The organism is Micromonospora carbonacea (genome assembly GCF_014205165.1).
Lineage (GTDB): Bacteria > Actinomycetota > Actinomycetes > Mycobacteriales > Micromonosporaceae > Micromonospora > Micromonospora carbonacea.
The window spans coordinates 130,294-148,501 of record NZ_JACHMZ010000001.1 but is presented as its reverse complement, the minus strand read 5'-3'; the positions used below and the strand labels follow the sequence as shown (position 1 = coordinate 148,501).

Genomic DNA, 18,208 nt, shown 5'->3' with positions numbered 1-18,208 from the left:
GCACGCAGCCTAGACGCGCGGGGGCTCACCGGGGACGCAGGTCCAGCGCCACGTCCAGGATCGGCGAGGAGTGCGTCAGCGCGCCGACCGACAGGTAGTCCACGCCGGTCGCGCCGTATTCCGCCACGACGTCGAGGGTCAGCCCGCCGGTCGCCTCCAGCTCCGCCCGGTCCCCCACGGCGGCCACCACCGCGCGCAGCGTCGCCGGGGTCATGTTGTCCAGCAGCAGGAAGTCCGCGCCCGCCTCGACGGCCTCCAGCGCCTCGGCGAGGGTGTCCACCTCCACCTGCACCGCCACGTCGGGGAAGACCTGCCGGACCCGGCGGTAGGCCGCCGCGACGCCGCCGGCCGCGAACTTGTGGTTGTCCTTGATCATGGCGACGTCGTACAGGCCCATCCGCTTGTTGGTGCCGCCGCCGGCCCGCACCGCGTACTTCTCCAGCGCCCGCAGGCCCGGGGTGGTCTTGCGGGTGTCCAGCACGGTCGCCTTCGTGCCGGCCAACGCGTCCGCCCAGGCCCGGGTGTGGGTGGCCACCCCGGACAGCCGGCAGAGCAGGTTGAGCGCCGTGCGCTCGGCGGTGAGCAGCAGCCGGGTCGGCCCGGCCACCGTGGCCAGCACGTCGCCGCGGGCCACCCGCTGCCCGTCGTGGGCCACCAGCGACACCTTGACGGTACGGCCGCCGCCCGCCCCGCCGGCCAGGCCGTCGCCCGGCGCGGCACCGGGGTCGCCCGGGAAGCCGGTCACCTCGGCGGCCAGCTCGAACGCCGCGGCCGCCACGGCCAGCCCCGCGACCACCCCGTCGGCGCGGGCGACCAGGTCGGCCGTGTCGGTCTGGGTGGCCGGGATGGTGGCGACGCTGGTGACGTCGAGGAAGTCCGGGCCGAGGTCCTCGGCGAACGCGGTGACGAGCACCCGCCGTACCTCGGCGGGGTCCAGCCCGGCCGCCCGCAGCGCCTGCTCCGTCGTGTCCCTCATCGCTCTCCAGCCTCCCAGCGAGACGTCAGCCTGCCCTGCTCCCCGACCTCGGCGACCAGGTGGCCCCGCCACCGCTCGTCGGCCGTCGGGTGGTCCTCCCGCCAGTGGCAGCCCCGGGTCTCCTGGCGGGCGTACGCGGCGGCGACCAGGGCCGACGCCACCGTGATCAGGTTCGTGGCCTCCCAGTCGGCGGTGCGGGGGGTGCCCCGGCCGGAACCCAGCTCGCCCAGCTCCGTGGCCGTGGCGGCGAGCGTGTCCGCCGAGCGCAGCACCCCGGCGCCCCGGGTCATCGCCCGTTGCAGCGCGGGCGTCCCGGCGGCGGGCACCACCCAGCCGCCCCCGCCGGCCTCGGCGGGCCGGGCCTGCTCGGGCAGGCCGGCGGCGATGTCCTCGGCGATCCGGCGGGAGAACACCAGCCCCTCCAGCAGCGAGTTGCTGGCCAGCCGGTTCGCGCCGTGCACGCCCGTGCAGGCCACCTCGCCGCAGGCGTACAGGCCGGGGATGGAGGTGCGGCCCCGCAGGTCCGTGCGGACGCCGCCGGAGGCGTAGTGGGCGGCCGGGGCGACCGGGATCAGGTCGGTGGCCGGGTCGACGCCGATGGCCAGGCAGGAGGCGACGATGGTCGGGAAGCGCCCGGCCAGGAAGTCGCCGCCGAGGTGCCGGGCGTCGAGGAAGACGTGGTCGGCGCCGGTGGCCAGCAGCACCCGGTGGATGCCCTTGGCCACCACGTCCCGGGGGGCCAGCTCCGCCAGCTCGTGCTGGCCGACCATGAACCGCTTGCCGTCGCCGTCGACGAGGTGCGCGCCCTCGCCGCGCAGCGCCTCGGAGACCAGCGGCTGCTGCGCCCGGCCGGCCCCCGGCACGCCGGCGCCGGCCGGGGTGATCAGCGCCGTGGGGTGGAACTGGACGAACTCCACGTCGGTGACCGCCGCGCCGGCCCGCATGGCCAGCGCCACGCCGTCGCCGGTGGAGACGGCCGGGTTGGTGGTGGCCGAGAAGACCTGGCCCATCCCGCCGGTGGCGAGCACCACCGCGCGGGCCAGCAGCGCGCCGACGCCGTCCTCGCTGCCCTCGCCGAGCACGTGCAGGGTGATCCCGCAGGCCGGGCCGAGCCCGCCGGGCCCGTCGCCGGGGGCGCGCAGCAGGTCCAGCACGAGGGCGTGCTCGACCAGCCGGATCCACGGGTCGCGGCGGACCGCCGCGTGCAGGGCCCGCTGCACCTCCGCGCCGGTGGCGTCCCCGCCGGCGTGCACGATCCGGTCGGCCCGGTGCCCGCCCTCCCGGGTGAGCATGAGCGAGCCGTCGGGGTGGCGGTCGAACTCCGCGCCGATGCGCATCAGCTCCCGCAGCCGGGTCGGCCCCTCCTCCACCAGCACTCGCACGGCGGCCGGGTCGCACAGCCCCACCCCGGCGACCTCGGTGTCGAAGGCGTGCGCGGCCGGGGTGTCGGCCGGGTCGAGCACGGCGGCGATGCCGCCCTGGGCCCAGCGGGTCGAGCCGTCGTCGATGTTGACCTTGGTGACCACGGTGACGTGCAGGCCGGCCTCGCGCAGGTGCAGCGCGGCGGTCAGCCCGGCCACCCCGGAGCCGACCACGATCACGTCGGTGGTCTCCACCCAGCCGGGAGCGGGCGCGGCCAGCAGCGTCGGCAGGACGGGCAGGTCGACGGTCGGTAGGTCCATGAGCACAGTCAACCCGAAGGCCGCTCACCTCGGGCGGCGGGGGCGGGACGAGTGGTTTGGGCTACCCCGGGCCGCCGGCGCGCCCGGCGTCCGGGTCGGGCGGGGCGGCGGTGCCGCGCCCGGCCGCCGGGGCGACGGTCACTTCGTGCGGACCGGGAGGCCGGCCGGGCCCGCGCCCTTCAGGGAGGCGGTCACCGTGCGGTCGCTGAGCCACAGGTAGCAGCGGACCCCCCGGTCGCCGACCCGCCAGCGCCCCGCGCCCGGCGGGCGGACCACCAGGCCGCTGCGGAAGCGCAGGTCGTTGTCGTCCGGCACGCCCGCGTACCGGGCCAGGACCGTGCGGCAGCCGGCGTAGAAGGGGAGCCAGTCGGCGTCCCGGGCCGGGTACGGCTCGTCCGGCGCCTTCCACACCCCGACGAACTCGGCGTCGTGCCGGGTGGCGCACTCCACCGGCTTGAGCACCTGCGCGCCGCGCCGCCCGACGTTCTCGCTGCGCTGGCAGCCCAGCCGCAGCGGCGAGGGCCCCTTCAGCGCGCCACGCAGGCTGCCCGTGCGGGTGACCGGCACCGCGCCCGCCTCGGCGGTGCTCACCTCGGTCAGGTCGCAGCGGTACCAGCGGGCCCCGGACGTCCAGCCGGTCTTCGACGGCACCGCCACGGCCAGCCGGAGCCGGCCGGCCCGCCAGTCGTCCCCCACGTACGCGGTGGCCCTCGTGTCGCAGTCGGCGAACGGGGCGCGCAGCTCGGGCGAGCCGCTGCCCGGCGGGGCGGCCCGGTCGGCGGGGAACGCGCCGACGTGCACGGTCTCCACCCGGTGCGGGAGCGCGCAGTCGACCGGCGCGTACGCCGGCAGGGGCAGCACGTCGACGAAGTCGGCGACCTGGCAGACCCCGGCGGCCGGGGTGAACGGGCCCGCCGGACCCGGGGCGGCCCAGTCGTCGGTGAGGTCGCCGTCGACGCCGGCCGGGCCCCCACAGCCGGCCAGCACGACCGCCGCGACCAGGGCGGCGCACACGCTCGTCAACGCACGACGCATCGGGCCTCCCCAACCACCAGCTCGCGACGGGACCCCAGCGTAACCAGAGATGACCATCGGTGACATACCGCGTACGGGCAGACATCCGCGTCGACCGCGGGGTCGACCCGGACGCCCGGCGGCGCGGGCGGCGGGGATCCGGCCGGGCGGCCCGGGTCAGCCGACGACGGCCAGCGGGCTCGGGACCGGGTCGCCGGCGGTGCCCGGGGCGGCCGTGGCCGGGTCGGCGTTCAGCTCGACCACCCGGTTGTCGGCGTCGACGTGCACCACCCGGGGCCGGTACGCCCGCGCCTCGGCGTCGTCGAACTGCCCGTACGAGATCAGGATGACCAGGTCGCCGGGGTGCACGAGGTGGGCGGCGGCGCCGTTGATGCCGATCACGCCGCTGCCCCGCTCGCCGGGGATGACGTACGTCTCCAGCCGGGCGCCGTTGGTGACGTCCACGATCGCCACCTGCTCGCCGGGGAGCAGGTCGGCCGCGTCGAGCAGGTCCTCGTCCACGGTCACCGAGCCGACGTAGTGCAGGTCGGCCTGGGTCACCGTGGCCCGGTGGATCTTCGACTTGAGCATGGTGCGGAACATCGGGGTGCCTTTCGCGGTGCGGGAGGACGGGTCAGGATCGGGGGGCGAGCCGGATCGCCGTGTTGTCGATCAGGCGGGTGGTGCCGACCCTGGCCGCGATCAGCAGCCGGGCCGGGCCGGCGACCGGGCCGGGCTCCAGGTCGGCGTCGGTGAGCGCCACGTAGTCCACCTCGACCCCGGGCGGGCCGTCGCCCAGCGCCCGGTGCACGGCGGCCAGCACCTCGCCGCCGTGCTCGCCCCGGTCGGCGGCCGCCGCGCCGGCCCGCAGCGCGGCGGACAGGGTCAGCGCGGCCTGCCGCTCGGGGGGCGAGAGGTAGCGGTTGCGGCTGGACAGCGCCAGCCCGTCCGGCTCCCGCACGGTCGGCACGCCGACCACCTCGACGGGCACGTCGAAGTCCCGGGCCATCCGCCGCACCAGGGTGAGCTGCTGGTAGTCCTTCTCGCCGAAGAACGCCAGGTCGGGGCGGGTGAGATGGAGCAGCTTCAGCACCACGGTCAGCACCCCGTGGAAGAAGCCGGGCCGGCTCAGGCCCTCCAGGTCGTCGGCGAGCCGCCCCGGGTCCACCCGCACCAGGGGCTCGCCGTCCGGATACACCTCACCCCGGTCCGGCGCGAAGACCACGTCGGCCCCGGCCCGCCGGCAGACCTCCAGGTCCGCCTCCAGGGTGCGCGGGTAGCGGTCGAAGTCCTCGGTCGGCCCGAACTGGAGCGGGTTCACGAAGATCGTCACCAGCACGTGGTCGGCCCGCTCCCGGGCGGCGCGCAGCAGCGTCTCGTGCCCGGCGTGCAACGCGCCCATGGTCATCACCACGCCGACGGTGCCGGTCAGGGCGGCGCGCGCCTTCGCCAGCTCCACGCGGGTCCGCACCAGCTCCGTCATGCGTGCCTCACCTCTCGTCGGGTCCCGCCGAGCACGTCGAGCAGCGGCGCGGCGTCCGCCGGGCGCAGCCGGCCCGACGCGATGGCCCGGTCCGCCGTGCGCCGGGCCAGGGCCAGGTACGCCGCGACCGACTCGGGCGCGGTCGCTGCCAACCGTTCCAGGTGCCGGCGTACGGTGCCGGCGTCGCCCCGGGACACCGGGCCGGTCAGCGCGTCGTCACCGAGGCGCAGGGCGTTCTCCAGCGCCGCCCGCAGCAGCGGGGCGAGCACCTTCTCCGGCTGGCCCACCCCGGCGTCGCGCAGCCGGTCGGCCGCCTCGTTGACCAGGGTCACCAGGTGGTTCGCGCCGTGCGCCAGCGCCGCGTGGTAGAGCGCCCGGTCGGTCTCGCCCACCCACTCGGGCACCCCGCCGAGGTCGGCCACCAGCCGGGCGGCCAGCGGACGCAGCTCGGCCGGCGCGGTCACCCCGTACGAGATGCCGGCGAGCCGGCCGAGGTCGTCGGGCGTGCCGGTGAAGGTCATCGCCGGGTGCAGGGCCAGCGGGCGGGCCCCGACGGCGGCGGCGGGGGCGAGGACGGCCAGCCCGTGCGCGCCGGAGGTGTGCGCGACCACCTGGCCGGGGCGCAGCGCCCCGGTCTCGGCGAGACCGGCCACCACCGCCGCGAGCGCGTCGTCGGGCACGGCGACCAGCAGCAGGTCGGTCGCGGCGTGCGCCACGGAGGTGGCGGAGCGGTTGGCGGCGTCGGGCAGCAGCAGGGCGATGCGGGCCTTAGCCGCCCCGGAGACGCCGGAGGCGGCGACCACCCGGTGCCCGGCGGCGGCGAGCGTCGCGCCCAGCACGGCGCCGACCCGGCCGGCGCCGAGGACGCCGACGGTCAGCACGCGGGGGAAGGAGAGTGTGACGCCGCCCGAGGGTGCGGCGGCCCGCGCGGGGGCAGCCGGACGCGGGCGCAGCGGTGCGCTCATGGCAACGATCCAGTCCTCGAAGGGGGTACCGGTCGATCGCAAGTATGCGCCGCCGTGAAGAGGTCGCAACAAGAAGGTGTGAAAACCTTCACCGCCGGGCGGCCGGGCCGCCGCGGGGCGTCCCGACGGCCCGGCCCGGCCATGATCAGCGGCGACGCAGGAACCCGGCGTCGACGAACTTGAAGTCGGTGTCCGGGCGGGCCTCGCCGTCCCCGCCCGGGGTCTCCGGGGTGTTCCGGCCGTCGTGCACCACCAGCAGCCCGCCGGGGAAGCCCGGCAGCGGGGTCGCGGTCACGGCCGCGCCGTCGCACTCCTGCGAGCCGTCCACCACGCCGTCGACCACCGCGAAGCGGCCCGTCGGGCGGCCGCTGCGCCGGTCGTACGTGTGGAACGTGTCGTCGCCCTGGGCGGAGACGACCAGGGTGCCGGTCAGGCGGCCCGTCCGGTAGATCGTCAGCCCCTCCACGTCCTGCGCGATCGGGCCGCCGAACCCGGGATCGGCCGGGTAGTCGGTCACGCAGTCGTCCTCCGCCGGGTCGAACGCGGCCGGCACGCCGTACTCGCGGACCCGCTCGACCAGCGTCGGCGGCCCGGCGAACCGGCCGCCCGCCAGCCGGGTCCGCCACAGGCCCACCTTCTCCTGCGCCAGGTGCACCACGCCGGTGTCCGGGTCCACCACGGTCCCCTCCACCTGCGGGCCGTCGCCCGGGTCGGTGCACGGCGACCAGGCGGTGCCGTCGGGCAGGGTGAACGCCGACGGCAGCGTCAGCCGGTCCACCGGCCGGTAGGTGACCCGCCCGGCGCGCTCGACCAGCCGGAACACCCCCACCTCCGGGGTGCTGCGCCGGCTCACCACCGCGTACGCGGCCCCGGCGGGGTCGACGTAGGCGCCCAGCCCGTACGCGGTGCGCTGCTCGTCGACCTCCGCCTGGTCCCGACTGAACGCGAACGGCACGCCCGGCGCGGTCACGTCGGTGAGCAGCCGGGTCGCCGGGTCGATGCGGTAGAACCGGAGCTGGTCGCGCCCCCGGTCGGTGACCACCGCCAGGTCGACCCGCTGCCCGCCGAGCCGGAAACCGGCCACCAGGTCGACGTTGTTGAACCGGCCCGGCTCGTCGTCCGGGCCCGGGGCGGGCGGGGTGGCGATCGCCTGCCGCTCGCGGGCGGCCAGGTCGTAGACCCGCAGGCCGCCGTTCTTGGCGGTGGCGATCACCAGGCTGCCGGCCGGGTCGGTCGGGTGCACCCAGATCGCCGGGTCGTCGGCGTCGGCGTCGCCGCCGGCTGCGTCGTCGTACAGGCTGGGGGTCTCGGCCACCGCCCGCACCGCGCGCGGCGCGTCGCCCCGGGCGGGCGCGGCGGCGGCACCGGAGGCGGCCAGCAGCAGCGGTACGGCCGCCAGCGCGGGGATCGCGATTCGTCTCATGCCCGCAGACCGTAGGGTCGGCACGGTGACGGGCCCTGAACGCGGGATGAACTCCGTGCCACTGCGCTGGCGGGACGCGATGGACCGCGCCCTGTACGGGCCGGATGGCTTCTTCGTCGGCGGGGCGGGCCCGGCCGGCCACTTCCGCACGAGCGCGCACGCCTCCCCGGCGTTCGCGGCGGCGGTGTTCCGGCTCGTGTCGCGGCTCGACGCCGCCCTCGGCTTCCCCGCGCCGTTCGACCTCGTGGACGTGGGCGCGGGCCGGGGCGAGCTGCTCGTCGCCCTGGCCACCCTGGCCGACGAGGCGGCGGCCCCGGACACGGCCCCGAGCGGCACCTCCCCGCCACCGGTGCCGCTGGCCGACCGCCTGCGCCTCACGGCCGTGGAACTGGCCTCCCGCCCACCGGACCTCCCGCCCGCCATCGACTGGACGACCGAGGCCCCCACGGGAATCACCGGTCTGCTGTTGGCCACCGAATGGCTGGACAACGTCCCCGTCGACGTGGCCGTCCCCACCGAAACCGGCTGGCGCTACGTGTTGGTGGACCCGAGCACGGGCGAGGAAACCCCAGGGCCCCCACTGACCGAAGAGGACCAAACCTGGCTGACCCGCTGGCACCCCACCTCCGGCCCCGGGGGGCGGGTGGAGGTGGGGCGGGGGCGGGATCTGGCCTGGGCCGGGGTCGTGGAGCGCCTGCGGCGGGGAGTGGCGCTGGGTGTGGACTACGGGCACCTGCGCCGGGCGCGGCCGGCGGGCGGGACGCTGACCGGGTACCGGGGCGGGCGGCAGGTGCCGCCGGTGCCGGACGGCTCGTGCGACGTCACCGCGCACGTGGCCATGGACTCCGCCGCCGCCGCCGGGGAGCGGGTCGCCGGGTGCGCGTACACGCTGATGTCGCAGCGGGAGGCGCTGCGCGCGCTCGGGGCCGACGGCGGGCGACCGCCGCTGAGCCTGGCCGGCACCGACCCGGCGGGCTACCTGCGGGCGCTCGCCGCCGCGTCAGCGGTGGCCGAGCTGACCGACCCGGCCGGGCTCGGCGGGCACTGGTGGCTGCTCCAGCCGGTCGGCGTCGCCGTCGATGCGCTCATGGCACGATGACGGGCATGACCACGGACACCGGTGACCTGCGCGAGCTGACCGTCGGCACCGGGGCCGGCGGCGAGCAGCTCGGCACCGACATGGTGCTCAACATCGGGCCGCAGCACCCCTCCACGCACGGCGTGCTGCGGCTCAAGCTGGTGCTCGACGGGGAACGGGTGGTCGCCGCCGAGCCGATCGTCGGCTACATGCACCGGGGCGCGGAGAAGCTGTTCGAGGTGCGCGACTACCGGCAGATCATCGTGCTCGCCAACCGGCACGACTGGCTGTCGGCGTTCTCCAACGAGCTGGGCGTGGTGCTCGCCGTCGAGCGGCTCATGGGCATGGAGGTGCCCGAGCGCGCCACCTGGCTGCGGATGGCCCTGGCCGAGCTGAACCGGGTGCTCAACCACCTGATGTTCCTCGGCTCCTACCCGCTGGAGATCGGCGCGATCACGCCGGTCTTCTACGCGTTCCGCGAGCGGGAGACCATCCAGGCGGTCATGGAGGAGGTCTCCGGCGGCCGGATCCACTACATGTTCAACCGGGTCGGCGGGCTCAAGGAGGAGGTGCCGGCCGGCTGGACCGGCCGGGCCCACGCCGCCATCGGCGAGGTGCGCCGCCGCATGCCGGACCTGGACAGGCTGATCCGGCGCAACGAGATCTTCCTGGCCCGCACCGTCGGGGTCGGGGTGCTGTCCGCCGCCGACGCCGCCGCGTTCGGCGCGTCCGGGCCCGTCGCCCGCGCCTCCGGGCTCGACCTGGACCTGCGCCGCGACGAGCCCTACCTCGCCTACGACCAGCTCGACGTGCCGGTCGTGACGAAGACCGCCGGTGACTGCCACGCCCGGTTCGAGGTGCTGCTCGACCAGGTGTACGCCTCGCTCGACCTCGCCGAGCAGTGCCTGGAGCGGGTGGACCGGCTCACCGGGCCGGTGAACACCCGGCTGCCGAAGGTCGTGAAGGCCCCCGAGGGGCACACGTACGCCTGGACGGAGAACCCGCTCGGCATCAACGGCTACTACCTGGTGTCGCGGGGCGAGAAGACGCCGTGGCGGCTGAAGCTGCGCACCGCGTCGTACGCGAACGTGCAGGCGCTGGCCACCCTGCTGCCGGGGTGCCTGGTGCCCGACCTGATCGCGATCCTCGGCTCGATGTTCTTCGTGGTGGGCGACATCGACAAGTAGGGAGCTCCCCTGCCGGTTCGCGCCGGCGGAATCAGCGCCAGTGGTCGGCCGGGCGGGCAGCGCCGGCGCGGGGCGTCTCGTCGGGGGGCGGGTAGCCGTACCGCTGCCCGTCGGCGCGTTGGTGCCGGCTGGGCCGGGCCGGCTCGGGTTCCGCCGCCCCCCACCGCTCCGCCGAGGGGGCCTCGCGCCAGCCGCCCGGGCCGGCGGCCCCCGGGCCGGCGGCGTCCCCGTCCCACCAGCGGTCCCCCGGGCTCCCCTGCGGGTAGGGGTCGCCCTGCCGGACCGCCGCCCAGCGGTCCTCCACCCGGTACCCGCTGCTGGTCGCGTCCGCGCGCGCGGTGGCCCGGCGCTCGCCGACCCGGACCTCCCGGCCCCGGTCGTCGTCGCGCACCTCCGCCCACCGGTCGCCGGCCTCCGCCTCGGACCACTGGCCGGAGGCGGCGGGCGCGGGCGGGTACGCGGGGACGCGGTCCGCCCCGTGCCGACCCGCCGGGCCGTCGCCACCGCCGGCCCGCGACCCGCCGTAGCCGCCCCGCGCCTGCGGCTGGACGGCCGCGCCCCGATCCTCGCGTCGGGCGGCGTGGGCCGGCTCGTCCCGGAAGGACGGCTGCCGGGCCCAGGCACCGTCGTCGAACGGCTCCGCGGCGGCCGGCTCAGGGAACCGGTGGGCGTCGGCGCCCCGCACGCGGGCGACCGGGTCGGCGTGCCCGGTCCACGGCGGGCCCTCCGGCTCACCGGCCGCCGGCCGCCGGCCACCCGACCACGGCGGGCCCTCCGGCTCACCGGCCGCCGGCCGCCGGCCACCCGACCACGGCGGGCCATCCGGTTCGCTGGTCGCCGGCCGCCGGCCACCCGACCACGGCCGTTCCTGGGGAGCCGGCGACCACCTGTCGTCGTCACCACCGGGGGCCGGGGACCAGCGCTCGCCGCCATAACCGCCAGCCGCCGGATCCGGCCCGTCGACGACGGTGTGCCGGGTGGTGACGTGCACGGTCTCCGTGTGCCGGACCACGCCGACCGGGCGCGGGGCCGGGGCGGGCGCGGAGGCGGCCGGCTGCGGTGCCCGCGGGCCGGGCTCGGCCGGGCGGGACGGCGCGCCGTAGACGCCCGGCTGAGCAGGGCGGTCACCGCCGTAGACGCCCGGCTCGGCGGGACGGTCGCTGCCGTAGACGCCCGGTCGGGGCCGGCCGTCCGCGCCGTGGCGTGGGGCCGGCTGGGGGCGGTGGCCCGGGGACGCGTCGTCCGGGCGGGCGGGCGCACGGAGCCCGGCCGCCGGGGCCTCCTCGGCGTCGCCGGGCGGGCCGGCGTCGGCGTACGTCTCGGCGGGCGCGACCCGGACCCGGCCCGCTCCCGCCGGCTGCGCCGCCGGCGGATCGGGGTCGGCGGCGATCCCGGCCGCCGCGGCGTCGAGCCGGCGACGCAGCGCGCCCACCTGCTCCTGGGCCCGCTGGGACACGTCGAGGGCCTGGTTGCCGCGCTGGGCGGCGGCCACGATCTCGCCGCGCAGCTCCCGGCGCAACTGGTCGATCTCGTCCCGCAGCTCCTCGGCCGCCTCCCCGTGCCCGCCGTCGCCGTCGGCGCGCAGCGCGATCGACAGGCCGATCAGCACCACGGCGAGGATCGCCAGCACGGCGGCGAACCGCAGCGGACCGTTGCCGTCGGCGACCAGCAGGATCAGCGCCGCGACGGGGGCCAGCGCCACACCGATCCAGAACAGCACGGACAGCAGTCGGGGATCACGCCTGTCGGTGGCGGCAACCGTGGCGGGCATGGATGTGCAGCCTACCGAGAGTTCCGCCTACTGGGAACGTTCTGAACAGCACCGGTCGCCGACGGCACGGTGCCGCCGGCGACCGGTGGGCGGGTCAGCTGGCCGCGAGCGCCCCGTCGGACGAGAAGACGAGGCCGACGCTGGCGCTCCCCGTCTTCAGGGCGTTCTTGGTCTGCGGGCCACCCGCGTCCAGCGAGCTGAACGAGCCGGCCTTGAAGTCGTAGACCTCCACCAGGCCCGCCTGGCACTTCGGGCGCTGCGGGCACTCCGGCGGGCCGGCCAGCACGGTCGCGCTGCCGGAGCACTTGGCCGCCAGCTCGGACAGGGTGCCCACCCCGTACTTGTCGGCGAACGCCTTGGTGACGGCGAACGCGTTCTGGTCCTGGGCGGCGGACGGCGCGCCGAAGGCGATGCCGGCCTTCTCGCCGGCGGCCTTGAGGGCGGCGACGGTCTTGTCCAGCTCCGGCGAGGAGACCGGCTGGGCGTCCTTGCCGTTGGCCTTCGTGTTGAGGAACTCGGCCATGGTCGCCGCGTACTCCGGGACGACCTGGATCTCGCCCTTCTCCAGGGCCGGCTCGTAGAGCTCCCGGTTGCCGATCTGCTGCACCTTGACCTGGTAGCCGGCGGCGGTGAGCGCGATGCGGTACAGCTCGGCGATGGTCTGGCTCTCGGTGAAGTTGCCGGCGCCGACGACGATCGTGCCGCCCGGCCCCTTGGCGATGCCCTGGGTGACGTTGTTGGCCGTGACGAACTCCTCGGCGGCGACCTTGCTGGTCTTGCGGTCGACGTCGACGGCCTTGTTGAGCGCGATCAGCTTCGGCGTGTCCAGCGCGGCGGAGACCTTGTCCAGCGCCGCGAGCAGCTCCGGGGTGGCCGCCTTGGCGTTGACCGCCGGAATGACGTTGTCGGTGTTCTGGAGCTTCTTGTCGTCGGCGAGGACGACGAGCTGGTCACCGGCGACCGGGGCGCACCCCGCCCCCGACGCCCCCTGCTGCGGGGCCTCGGTGCCGGAGGAGCCGGCGTCGCCGCAGCCGGTGAGGAAACCGGCCGCCGCGAGGGCGCCGACCGCGCCGATGGCCAGCCGTGTACGTGCGCGCATCAAGCCCGCCTTCCGTGTCCCGGCGCGGCCCTCGGGCCGGCCGCGTGTCCGACGGACGATCTCCTGTCGTCGCCCGCGATCTTCCACCCAACATCCTGCCCGCCGGGACCGACAACCCGAGGCGAGGTTCGTCACCGGATCGTCACCCGAGCGTGACCCGGGCGGTCAGCTCCCGGCGACGGCGTCGGCGGCCCGGCGGTTGGCCCGCCGCCGCGCCGGGCGCAGCGGGCGCGGGGTGACCAGCCGCTCGACCAGGGCCAACACCAGCTCGACCAGCATCGCCAGCCCGGCCACCAGCAGGCCGCCCGCGATGATCTGCCCGCCGCCGGCGGCGATGTCCAGGCCGAAGCCGGCCCGGATGATCTGGCCCAGCCCGCCGCCGTTGACGAACGACGCCAGCGCGGCCGTCGCCACCACCTGCACCGCCGCCGTGCGGAACCCGGCCGCCAGGTACGGCACCGCCAGCGGCAGCTCCACCCGGCGCAGCACCTGCCCGCCCGACAGCCCCATCCCGCGGGCCGCGTCCCGGGCCTCCGGGTCGGTCTGCCGCACCCCCGTGTACGCGTTGGCCAGCAGCGGCGGCACCGCGAAGACGGCCAGCGCGACCACCACGGCGGGGCGGCCGAACCCGAGGAAGGTCAGCGGCAGGATGGTCAGCAGGGCCAGGGTGGGGATCGCCAGGGTGACGTTGGACACCAGCACGACCAGCCCGCCGCCCCGGCCGGTGTGCCCGAGCCACAGCCCGACCGGCCAGGCCACCAGGCAGCCGAGCAGCACGGCCGCAGCCGACATGCCGAGGTGCTCGCCGAGCCGGTCGAGGATGCCGCCCGGGTTGGTCCAGTTCAGCGGGTCGTTGAGCCAGAGCACCGCCTGGCCGACCGGGTTGCTCACCGGGCTCCCCCTCCTCGGACGCCGGTGGGGCGCGGGCCCGGCCGCCCGGCGCTCCCCGGGCGCCCGCCCCGCCGCACCGCGTTCATCGCGCCCGCCCGCGCAGCCAGGGGGTGACCGCCCGGCCGAGCCCGGCGAGGATCAGGTCCAGCACCAGGGCGAGCAGCACGCAGAGCAGCGTGCCGGTCATGATCTCGGCCTTGTAGAAGTTGTTCTGGAAACCGGCGAAGATGAGCTGGCCCAGCCCGCCCCGGCCGACCACCACCCCGACGGTCACCAGCGCCACGGTCGACACGGTGGCCAGCCGCAGGCCGGTGAGGATGCCGGGCAGCGCCAGCGGCAGCTCGATCCGCAGCAGCCGGCCCCACCGGCCGTACCCCATGCCCTCCGCCGCCTCGCGGACCTCGGGGGGCACCTGGCTCAGCCCGGCGACGGCGTTGCGGACGATGACCAGCAGCGCGTACAGCACCACCACGCTGAGCACGGTCACCGCCCCGATCCCCAGGTAGGGCGCGAGGAACGCGAACAGGGCCAGCGACGGGATCGTGTAGAGCACCCCGGTGAACGCGAGGATCGGGCCGGCGAGGGGGCGGAACCAGTGGGCCGCCACCGCGAGCGGCAGCGCCACCAGGGCGGCGATCAGCACGGCCCGGGCGGTCAGGGAGGCGTGGTCGCGCAGCGCGGCGACGATCGTGTCAGAGTTGTCCCGCACGTACTGCCAGGAGAACCACGGGTTACCCGGGTCGGCCCGGTAGCTCAGGCGGAAGGACATGCGTGGACGTTACCCCGAACACCCGGAGCGCCGCCGGACCCGAGGCGGCCGGAACCCCCGCGGCGGCCATCGCGCTGGAGGGCATCGGCAAGCGGTACCCGGACGGCACCGAGGCGGTCCGCGAGCTGACCCTGCGGGTGCCGGCCGGCGAGCTGGTGGTGCTGATCGGGCCGTCCGGCTGCGGCAAGTCGACGGTGCTGCGCATGATCAACCGGCTGATCGAGCCCACCGCCGGCCGGATCCTGCTCGGCGACGAGGACGTGACCCGGGTCGACCCGGTCGCGCTGCGCCGCCGGATCGGGTACGTCATCCAGAACGTGGGCCTGTTCCCCCACCAGACGGTCGTGGCCAACGTCGGCACCGTCCCCCGGCTGCTCGGCTGGCCCCGCGACCGGATCCGCCGGCGCAGCGAGGAGCTGCTGGAGCTGGTGGGGCTCGACCCGGGCCGGTTCGGCCGGCGCTACCCGCACGAGCTCTCCGGCGGGCAGCGGCAGCGGGTCGGGGTGGCCCGCGCGCTCGCCGCCGACCCGGTGGTGCTGCTGATGGACGAGCCGTTCTCGGCGGTCGACCCGATCGTGCGGACCCGGTTGCAGGAGGAGTTCCTGCGTCTCCAGGCCGAGGTGCGCAAGACCATCGTGCTGGTCACCCACGACCTCGACGAGGCGGTCCGGCTCGGCGACCGGATCGCCGTGCTCTCCCAGGGCGGCCGGTTGGAGCAGTACGACACCCCGGCGGCCCTGCTCGCCGCGCCCGCCTCCGAGTTCGTCCGGGACTTCGTCGGCGCGGACCGGGGCATCCGGGCGCTGGCGGTCACCCCGGTCACCCGGGAGGCGCTGGAGCCGGCCCCCGCCGACCCCGCCGGGCTGCCGCAGGTCGCGCTGGGCACCTCGGCGTACGACGCGCTCGCGGTGATGCTGACCTCCGGCGCGGACCGGGTGCTGGTGACCGCCGACGGCGGGCCGGCCGGCGTGCTCACCCGGGAACGCGCGCTGGGCGCCGGCCGGGAGGGGGCCTGAGCCAGGCGGGCGGCGGAGCGGCGGTCAGGCCCGGCCGCCGAGGCTCGCCGTGCCGATGATCCAGCCGGCGAGGAAGCCGTACCCGGCCCCGGCGCTGGCGGCCTGCAACGCAGCGAGCAGCGACGGGGCGGGCCCGAGCAGCGTGCCCAGCAGCCCGGCCAGGCCGGCGGCCAGGACGTACGCGCCCCAGCCGGAGAAGAACTGGCTCACCGACCCCGGCACCCGGGCCACCTGGGACGCGGGCAGCAGGTAGAGCAGGGCGGCCGCCAGCACCACCAGCAGGATGGCGCGCAGGTCGCTGGCGAGCGTCCCCTGCCCCGGGTCGCCGAAGCCGAACCGCCACGCCGGCCAGGCCAGCAGCCGCAGGAACCAGCCGCCGGCAGACCCGGGGTCGGTGCGGCCCTCCGCCCAGCCGACGTAGAGCGGGCTGCCGCAGACCGCGACGAGCAGCAGCACCGCGAGCGTGCCGGTGCCGGCCGCCGTCCCGTACCGGCCGAGGGAGCCCGACCGGCCGGTGCCGCCCGAGCGGTTGAAGGCAGCCATGATGCGACCGGGCCCCGACGCGCCCCGGCGGGCAGACCTGCGAGTCACGGTGACCGCGTTCCGGTCAGTGCTTCATCAGGTAGTCGATGAACTTGGCCCGCAGCAGCGGCGCCGACTCCTCGTATCCGTGCCCGGTGAGCTCCCGCCACAGCGCCGCGGCCTCGTCGATGGTCGGGCCGACGGAGTTCGGCGCGCCGTCCAGCGCGGCGGCCTCGTCGGCGTTCGGCAGGTGGCGCAGCACCGACCAGAAGAACCCGACGTCACGCCGCTCCCGGGCCGTCGCGAACGCCCGCTCCCGCAGCTCCTCCGTGGAGAGCGCGTCCAACTCGTCGAACGTGTGCCCGCCGGTGCCGGTGGAAGGTGTCTCGGTCATGCCGCCGAGCCTAACCGGCGAGATCACCGGCGGCGCGCCGCCGCCCCCGACTCGTGCAGGTCAGCGGTCGCCGGTGTCCCAGCGCGACGGGCGGTCGTCCCAGCGCGACGCGTCCCAGGGGTCGGTGGGGGTGTCGTCGGTGCGGGTGGGCAGGGCCGGGGGCCAGTCGCCCACCGGCGCCGGCCGGGGCACCGACCAGCCGGAGCTGATCGTGCCGTCGCCCCGCGGGATCGGCTCCGGGTCCACACCCGCCGTCCGGGGCCGCCCGAACGTCTCGACCAGCCGGGTCACCACCAGGCCGACGCCGAGGGCCGCCCCGCCGACCGCCCACCGGCTCACGCTCCAGCCCTCGGCGTCCAGCCAGGCACGCAGGACGGCGACGAGGCTGACGGCGAGCAGCGTGCCGAAGATCGCGCCGCGCCGGCCGTACGCGCTCGTGCCGCCGAGCAGCGCGATGCCGACGGCGAGCGTCGTCCAGCCCAGCCCCTCGGTGGGGGCGACGGGCCCGTCGCCGTTGCTGGCGAGCAGGATGCCGGCGAGCGTGGCGAACACGGTGGAGAGGACGAAGGCGAACACGACGATGGTCGCCGCGACGCCGCCCCGGCGACGGGCCGGGTCGGCCACCGGGCGGTACCGGCCGACCAGGCGGCGCACCGGGCGGACGGCCCCGAACAGTCCGCCGAGGACGGCCACGGCGGCGAAGCCGGCGAAGAGGTAGAACGCGGTGTCCCGGGGGTCGTACCCGCCCTGCACCGGCACCGGCGCGGAGCGCTGCTGGATGTAGACCACCACGCCGGCCGCGCCGGCCAGGCTCGCCGCCCAGCCGGGCACGTGCAGCACCACCACGGCGAGCCCCACGGCCAGCCCGCCGATCGCGGCCACCGCCACGGCGTGCCCCACCGCGACCTCGATTCCCCGGTCGCCCTGCTCGGCGGCGTGCAGGGCGGCGGCGACCGCCACCGGGCCGACCGCCAGGTTCACGGCCGAGGTGCGCAGGGTCAGCCCGGCGGCCAGCACGAGCAGCCCCAGCGCCACCACGTCGACCAGCAGCGACCGCAGCCCGTCGTCGCGCAGCGCGGCCGGATCCGCCCGCCACAGCAGCCAGGTCAGCACGGCGAGGGCGGCGGCCAGCAGCAGTTCCCAGACGACGTGCACGGCGACCCGGTCGCGGCCCGGCTCGCCGTGGGCCGGATCGTCGAAGACGTTCTCCAGCACCGACGCGGGCACGCCCGACGAGGGCTCCGCGGGGAGGTGCCGGCCCGGATCCTCGTGCCCCATGACGCGTGCCCTCCCCAGGTCACGGCCGCAGGGTCCGGCCCGGACGGACCGGGGCGGCCGTTGCTCTCCGGTCGCCAGGCACGGTACCTGCGCGCCGGTCCGGGCGTAACCCCCCGTGGTCAGCGCTGACCCGGGCCGCCCTCCCGCCGGTCCGCGTCCCGCTCGTCCTCGGGCCGCTCCGGCACCCGGCAGGACCGCTCCAGCCACAGCGCGGCGGCCACCAGGGCGAGCGCCGCGAGCAGGCCGGCGCCGGCGGCCGGGCGGTCCTCGGCGGCGGCCCGGGTGGGCTCGACGAAGAGCCACCCGGTCAGCCCGGCGCACCAGCCGGCGAAGATCGCCCCGGCCAGGGCGGACGCCTTCGCCAGCACCACGAACCGGGCCACCAGCAGCGGATCGACCGGGTCGCGCCCCGGCCGCCGCTCGATCCGGCTGCGGGTGTTGACCGCCGCGTACGCCTCCAGCACCGCCAGCGCGGCCAGCGTCACCACCGGCAGCCAGGGCAGCCGTGGGAATCCGCCGTAGAGGGTGCTGATCAGCAGCCAGGCCACCGCCGCGGCGGCCAGGCCGGCGACGACCAGGGTGGAGATCCGGGTGGGGCCCATCCTGGAGCGGTCGGGGTCCGACCCGCCCGGCGGTCGGGACTGCGCCTGGGTCATGCCG

Annotated in this window: 18 protein-coding genes; 3 read left to right on the top strand and 15 right to left on the bottom strand. The window is 76.8% G+C overall.

Annotated features, from left to right (window positions below; all coding sequences use genetic code 11):
- Positions 1 to 25: 25 nt before the first annotated feature.
- From nadC to HDA31_RS00650, 7 genes are all read right to left on the bottom strand, one after another.
- Positions 26 to 976: a carboxylating nicotinate-nucleotide diphosphorylase gene (nadC, locus tag HDA31_RS00680; RefSeq protein ID WP_178066629.1), complete on the bottom strand. Its 951-nt coding sequence runs from the start codon at positions 974 to 976 to the stop codon at positions 26 to 28.
- Positions 973 to 2,658 (bottom strand): L-aspartate oxidase, encoded by a 1,686-nt coding sequence (locus HDA31_RS00675; protein ID WP_178066630.1) that lies wholly within the window; start codon positions 2,656 to 2,658, stop codon positions 973 to 975. The genes nadC and HDA31_RS00675 overlap by 4 nt, the downstream gene beginning before the upstream one ends.
- 138 nt (positions 2,659 to 2,796) lie before the next feature.
- Positions 2,797 to 3,693: a septum formation family protein gene (locus HDA31_RS00670; RefSeq protein ID WP_178066631.1), complete on the bottom strand. Its 897-nt coding sequence runs from the start codon at positions 3,691 to 3,693 to the stop codon at positions 2,797 to 2,799.
- A gap of 156 nt (positions 3,694 to 3,849) precedes the next feature.
- Positions 3,850 to 4,275 carry an aspartate 1-decarboxylase gene (gene panD, locus HDA31_RS00665; RefSeq protein ID WP_178066632.1) on the bottom strand — a complete coding sequence of 142 codons (426 nt, stop codon included), beginning with the start codon at positions 4,273 to 4,275 and terminating at the stop codon, positions 3,850 to 3,852.
- Between the two features lie 31 nt (positions 4,276 to 4,306).
- Positions 4,307 to 5,155, bottom strand: a complete 849-nt coding sequence (gene panC / locus HDA31_RS00660) for a pantoate--beta-alanine ligase (protein WP_178066633.1) — start codon at positions 5,153 to 5,155, stop codon at positions 4,307 to 4,309.
- Positions 5,152 to 6,120: a Rossmann-like and DUF2520 domain-containing protein gene (locus tag HDA31_RS00655; RefSeq protein ID WP_178066634.1), complete on the bottom strand. Its 969-nt coding sequence runs from the start codon at positions 6,118 to 6,120 to the stop codon at positions 5,152 to 5,154. The genes panC and HDA31_RS00655 overlap by 4 nt, the downstream gene beginning before the upstream one ends.
- Positions 6,121 to 6,265: 145 nt before the next feature.
- Positions 6,266 to 7,543 (bottom strand): phytase, encoded by a 1,278-nt coding sequence (locus HDA31_RS00650; RefSeq protein ID WP_178066635.1) that lies wholly within the window; start codon positions 7,541 to 7,543, stop codon positions 6,266 to 6,268.
- A gap of 55 nt (positions 7,544 to 7,598) precedes the next feature.
- Between HDA31_RS00650 and HDA31_RS00645 the strand changes: the two genes are divergently transcribed.
- A complete protein-coding gene (locus HDA31_RS00645) occupies positions 7,599 to 8,642 on the top strand; it encodes an SAM-dependent methyltransferase (protein ID WP_281370242.1) in 1,044 nt (347 codons plus the stop codon).
- On the top strand, positions 8,639 to 9,808 hold the full coding sequence (locus HDA31_RS00640) for an NADH-quinone oxidoreductase subunit D (protein ID WP_178066636.1): 1,170 nt from the start codon (positions 8,639 to 8,641) through the stop codon (positions 9,806 to 9,808). Before HDA31_RS00645 ends, HDA31_RS00640 begins: the two co-directional genes overlap by 4 nt.
- A gap of 31 nt (positions 9,809 to 9,839) precedes the next feature.
- Here the strand turns inward: HDA31_RS00640 and HDA31_RS00635 are convergent, their stop codons facing one another.
- The 4 genes from HDA31_RS00635 to HDA31_RS00620 all read right to left on the bottom strand — a co-directional run bounded on the left by HDA31_RS00635 (position 9,840) and on the right by HDA31_RS00620 (position 14,338).
- Complete coding sequence (locus HDA31_RS00635; protein WP_178066637.1) at positions 9,840 to 11,579, bottom strand: hypothetical protein; 1,740 nt, start codon at positions 11,577 to 11,579, stop codon at positions 9,840 to 9,842.
- Between the two features lie 94 nt (positions 11,580 to 11,673).
- Positions 11,674 to 12,678, bottom strand: coding sequence for a glycine betaine ABC transporter substrate-binding protein (locus HDA31_RS00630; RefSeq protein ID WP_178066638.1), 1,005 nt, complete (start codon positions 12,676 to 12,678; stop codon positions 11,674 to 11,676).
- 165 nt (positions 12,679 to 12,843) lie between these two features.
- Positions 12,844 to 13,569 (bottom strand): ABC transporter permease, encoded by a 726-nt coding sequence (locus HDA31_RS00625; protein ID WP_077938030.1) that lies wholly within the window; start codon positions 13,567 to 13,569, stop codon positions 12,844 to 12,846.
- An 82-nt stretch (positions 13,570 to 13,651) separates the two neighbouring features.
- Positions 13,652 to 14,338 carry an ABC transporter permease gene (locus HDA31_RS00620; RefSeq protein WP_074472276.1) on the bottom strand — a complete coding sequence of 229 codons (687 nt, stop codon included), beginning with the start codon at positions 14,336 to 14,338 and terminating at the stop codon, positions 13,652 to 13,654.
- 2 nt (positions 14,339 to 14,340) lie between these two features.
- Between HDA31_RS00620 and HDA31_RS00615 the strand changes: the two genes are divergently transcribed.
- Complete coding sequence (locus HDA31_RS00615; RefSeq protein WP_178066639.1) at positions 14,341 to 15,354, top strand: ABC transporter ATP-binding protein; 1,014 nt, start codon at positions 14,341 to 14,343, stop codon at positions 15,352 to 15,354.
- Positions 15,355 to 15,378: 24 nt separating this feature from the next.
- Here the strand turns inward: HDA31_RS00615 and HDA31_RS00610 are convergent, their stop codons facing one another.
- The 4 genes from HDA31_RS00610 to HDA31_RS00595 all read right to left on the bottom strand — a co-directional run bounded on the left by HDA31_RS00610 (position 15,379) and on the right by HDA31_RS00595 (position 18,204).
- Positions 15,379 to 15,897, bottom strand: a complete 519-nt coding sequence (locus HDA31_RS00610; RefSeq protein WP_178066640.1) for a hypothetical protein — start codon at positions 15,895 to 15,897, stop codon at positions 15,379 to 15,381.
- 64 nt (positions 15,898 to 15,961) lie between these two features.
- Positions 15,962 to 16,270: a hypothetical protein gene (locus HDA31_RS00605; protein ID WP_074472273.1), complete on the bottom strand. Its 309-nt coding sequence runs from the start codon at positions 16,268 to 16,270 to the stop codon at positions 15,962 to 15,964.
- A 60-nt stretch (positions 16,271 to 16,330) separates the two neighbouring features.
- Positions 16,331 to 17,548, bottom strand: a complete 1,218-nt coding sequence (locus HDA31_RS00600; RefSeq protein WP_178066641.1) for an ABC transporter permease — start codon at positions 17,546 to 17,548, stop codon at positions 16,331 to 16,333.
- 119 nt (positions 17,549 to 17,667) lie between these two features.
- Complete coding sequence (locus HDA31_RS00595) at positions 17,668 to 18,204, bottom strand: DUF3180 domain-containing protein (protein WP_074472793.1); 537 nt, start codon at positions 18,202 to 18,204, stop codon at positions 17,668 to 17,670.
- Positions 18,205 to 18,208: the final 4 nt, after the last annotated feature.

Excerpts from the sequence above, each read along its gene's own strand:
- HDA31_RS00610 (WP_178066640.1), bottom strand. The coding sequence starts at position 15,897 with ATGGCTGCCTTCAACCGCTCGGGCGGCACCGGCCGGTCGGGCTCCCTC.
- panC (WP_178066633.1), bottom strand. The coding sequence starts at position 5,155 with ATGACGGAGCTGGTGCGGACCCGCGTGGAGCTGGCGAAGGCGCGCGCC.
- HDA31_RS00655 (WP_178066634.1), bottom strand. The coding sequence starts at position 6,120 with ATGAGCGCACCGCTGCGCCCGCGTCCGGCTGCCCCCGCGCGGGCCGCC.
- HDA31_RS00635 (WP_178066637.1), bottom strand. The coding sequence starts at position 11,579 with ATGCCCGCCACGGTTGCCGCCACCGACAGGCGTGATCCCCGACTGCTG.
- HDA31_RS00600 (WP_178066641.1), bottom strand. The coding sequence starts at position 17,548 with ATGGGGCACGAGGATCCGGGCCGGCACCTCCCCGCGGAGCCCTCGTCG.
- HDA31_RS00640 (WP_178066636.1), top strand. The coding sequence starts at position 8,639 with ATGACGGGCATGACCACGGACACCGGTGACCTGCGCGAGCTGACCGTC.
- HDA31_RS00650 (WP_178066635.1), bottom strand. The coding sequence starts at position 7,543 with ATGAGACGAATCGCGATCCCCGCGCTGGCGGCCGTACCGCTGCTGCTG.
- HDA31_RS00595 (WP_074472793.1), bottom strand. The coding sequence starts at position 18,204 with ATGACCCAGGCGCAGTCCCGACCGCCGGGCGGGTCGGACCCCGACCGC.
- HDA31_RS00675 (WP_178066630.1), bottom strand. The coding sequence starts at position 2,658 with ATGGACCTACCGACCGTCGACCTGCCCGTCCTGCCGACGCTGCTGGCC.
- HDA31_RS00670 (WP_178066631.1), bottom strand. The coding sequence starts at position 3,693 with ATGCGTCGTGCGTTGACGAGCGTGTGCGCCGCCCTGGTCGCGGCGGTC.
- HDA31_RS00620 (WP_074472276.1), bottom strand. The coding sequence starts at position 14,338 with ATGTCCTTCCGCCTGAGCTACCGGGCCGACCCGGGTAACCCGTGGTTC.
- HDA31_RS00605 (WP_074472273.1), bottom strand. The coding sequence starts at position 16,270 with ATGACCGAGACACCTTCCACCGGCACCGGCGGGCACACGTTCGACGAG.
- panD (WP_178066632.1), bottom strand. The coding sequence starts at position 4,275 with ATGTTCCGCACCATGCTCAAGTCGAAGATCCACCGGGCCACGGTGACC.
- HDA31_RS00630 (WP_178066638.1), bottom strand. The coding sequence starts at position 12,678 with ATGCGCGCACGTACACGGCTGGCCATCGGCGCGGTCGGCGCCCTCGCG.
- nadC (WP_178066629.1), bottom strand. The coding sequence starts at position 976 with ATGAGGGACACGACGGAGCAGGCGCTGCGGGCGGCCGGGCTGGACCCC.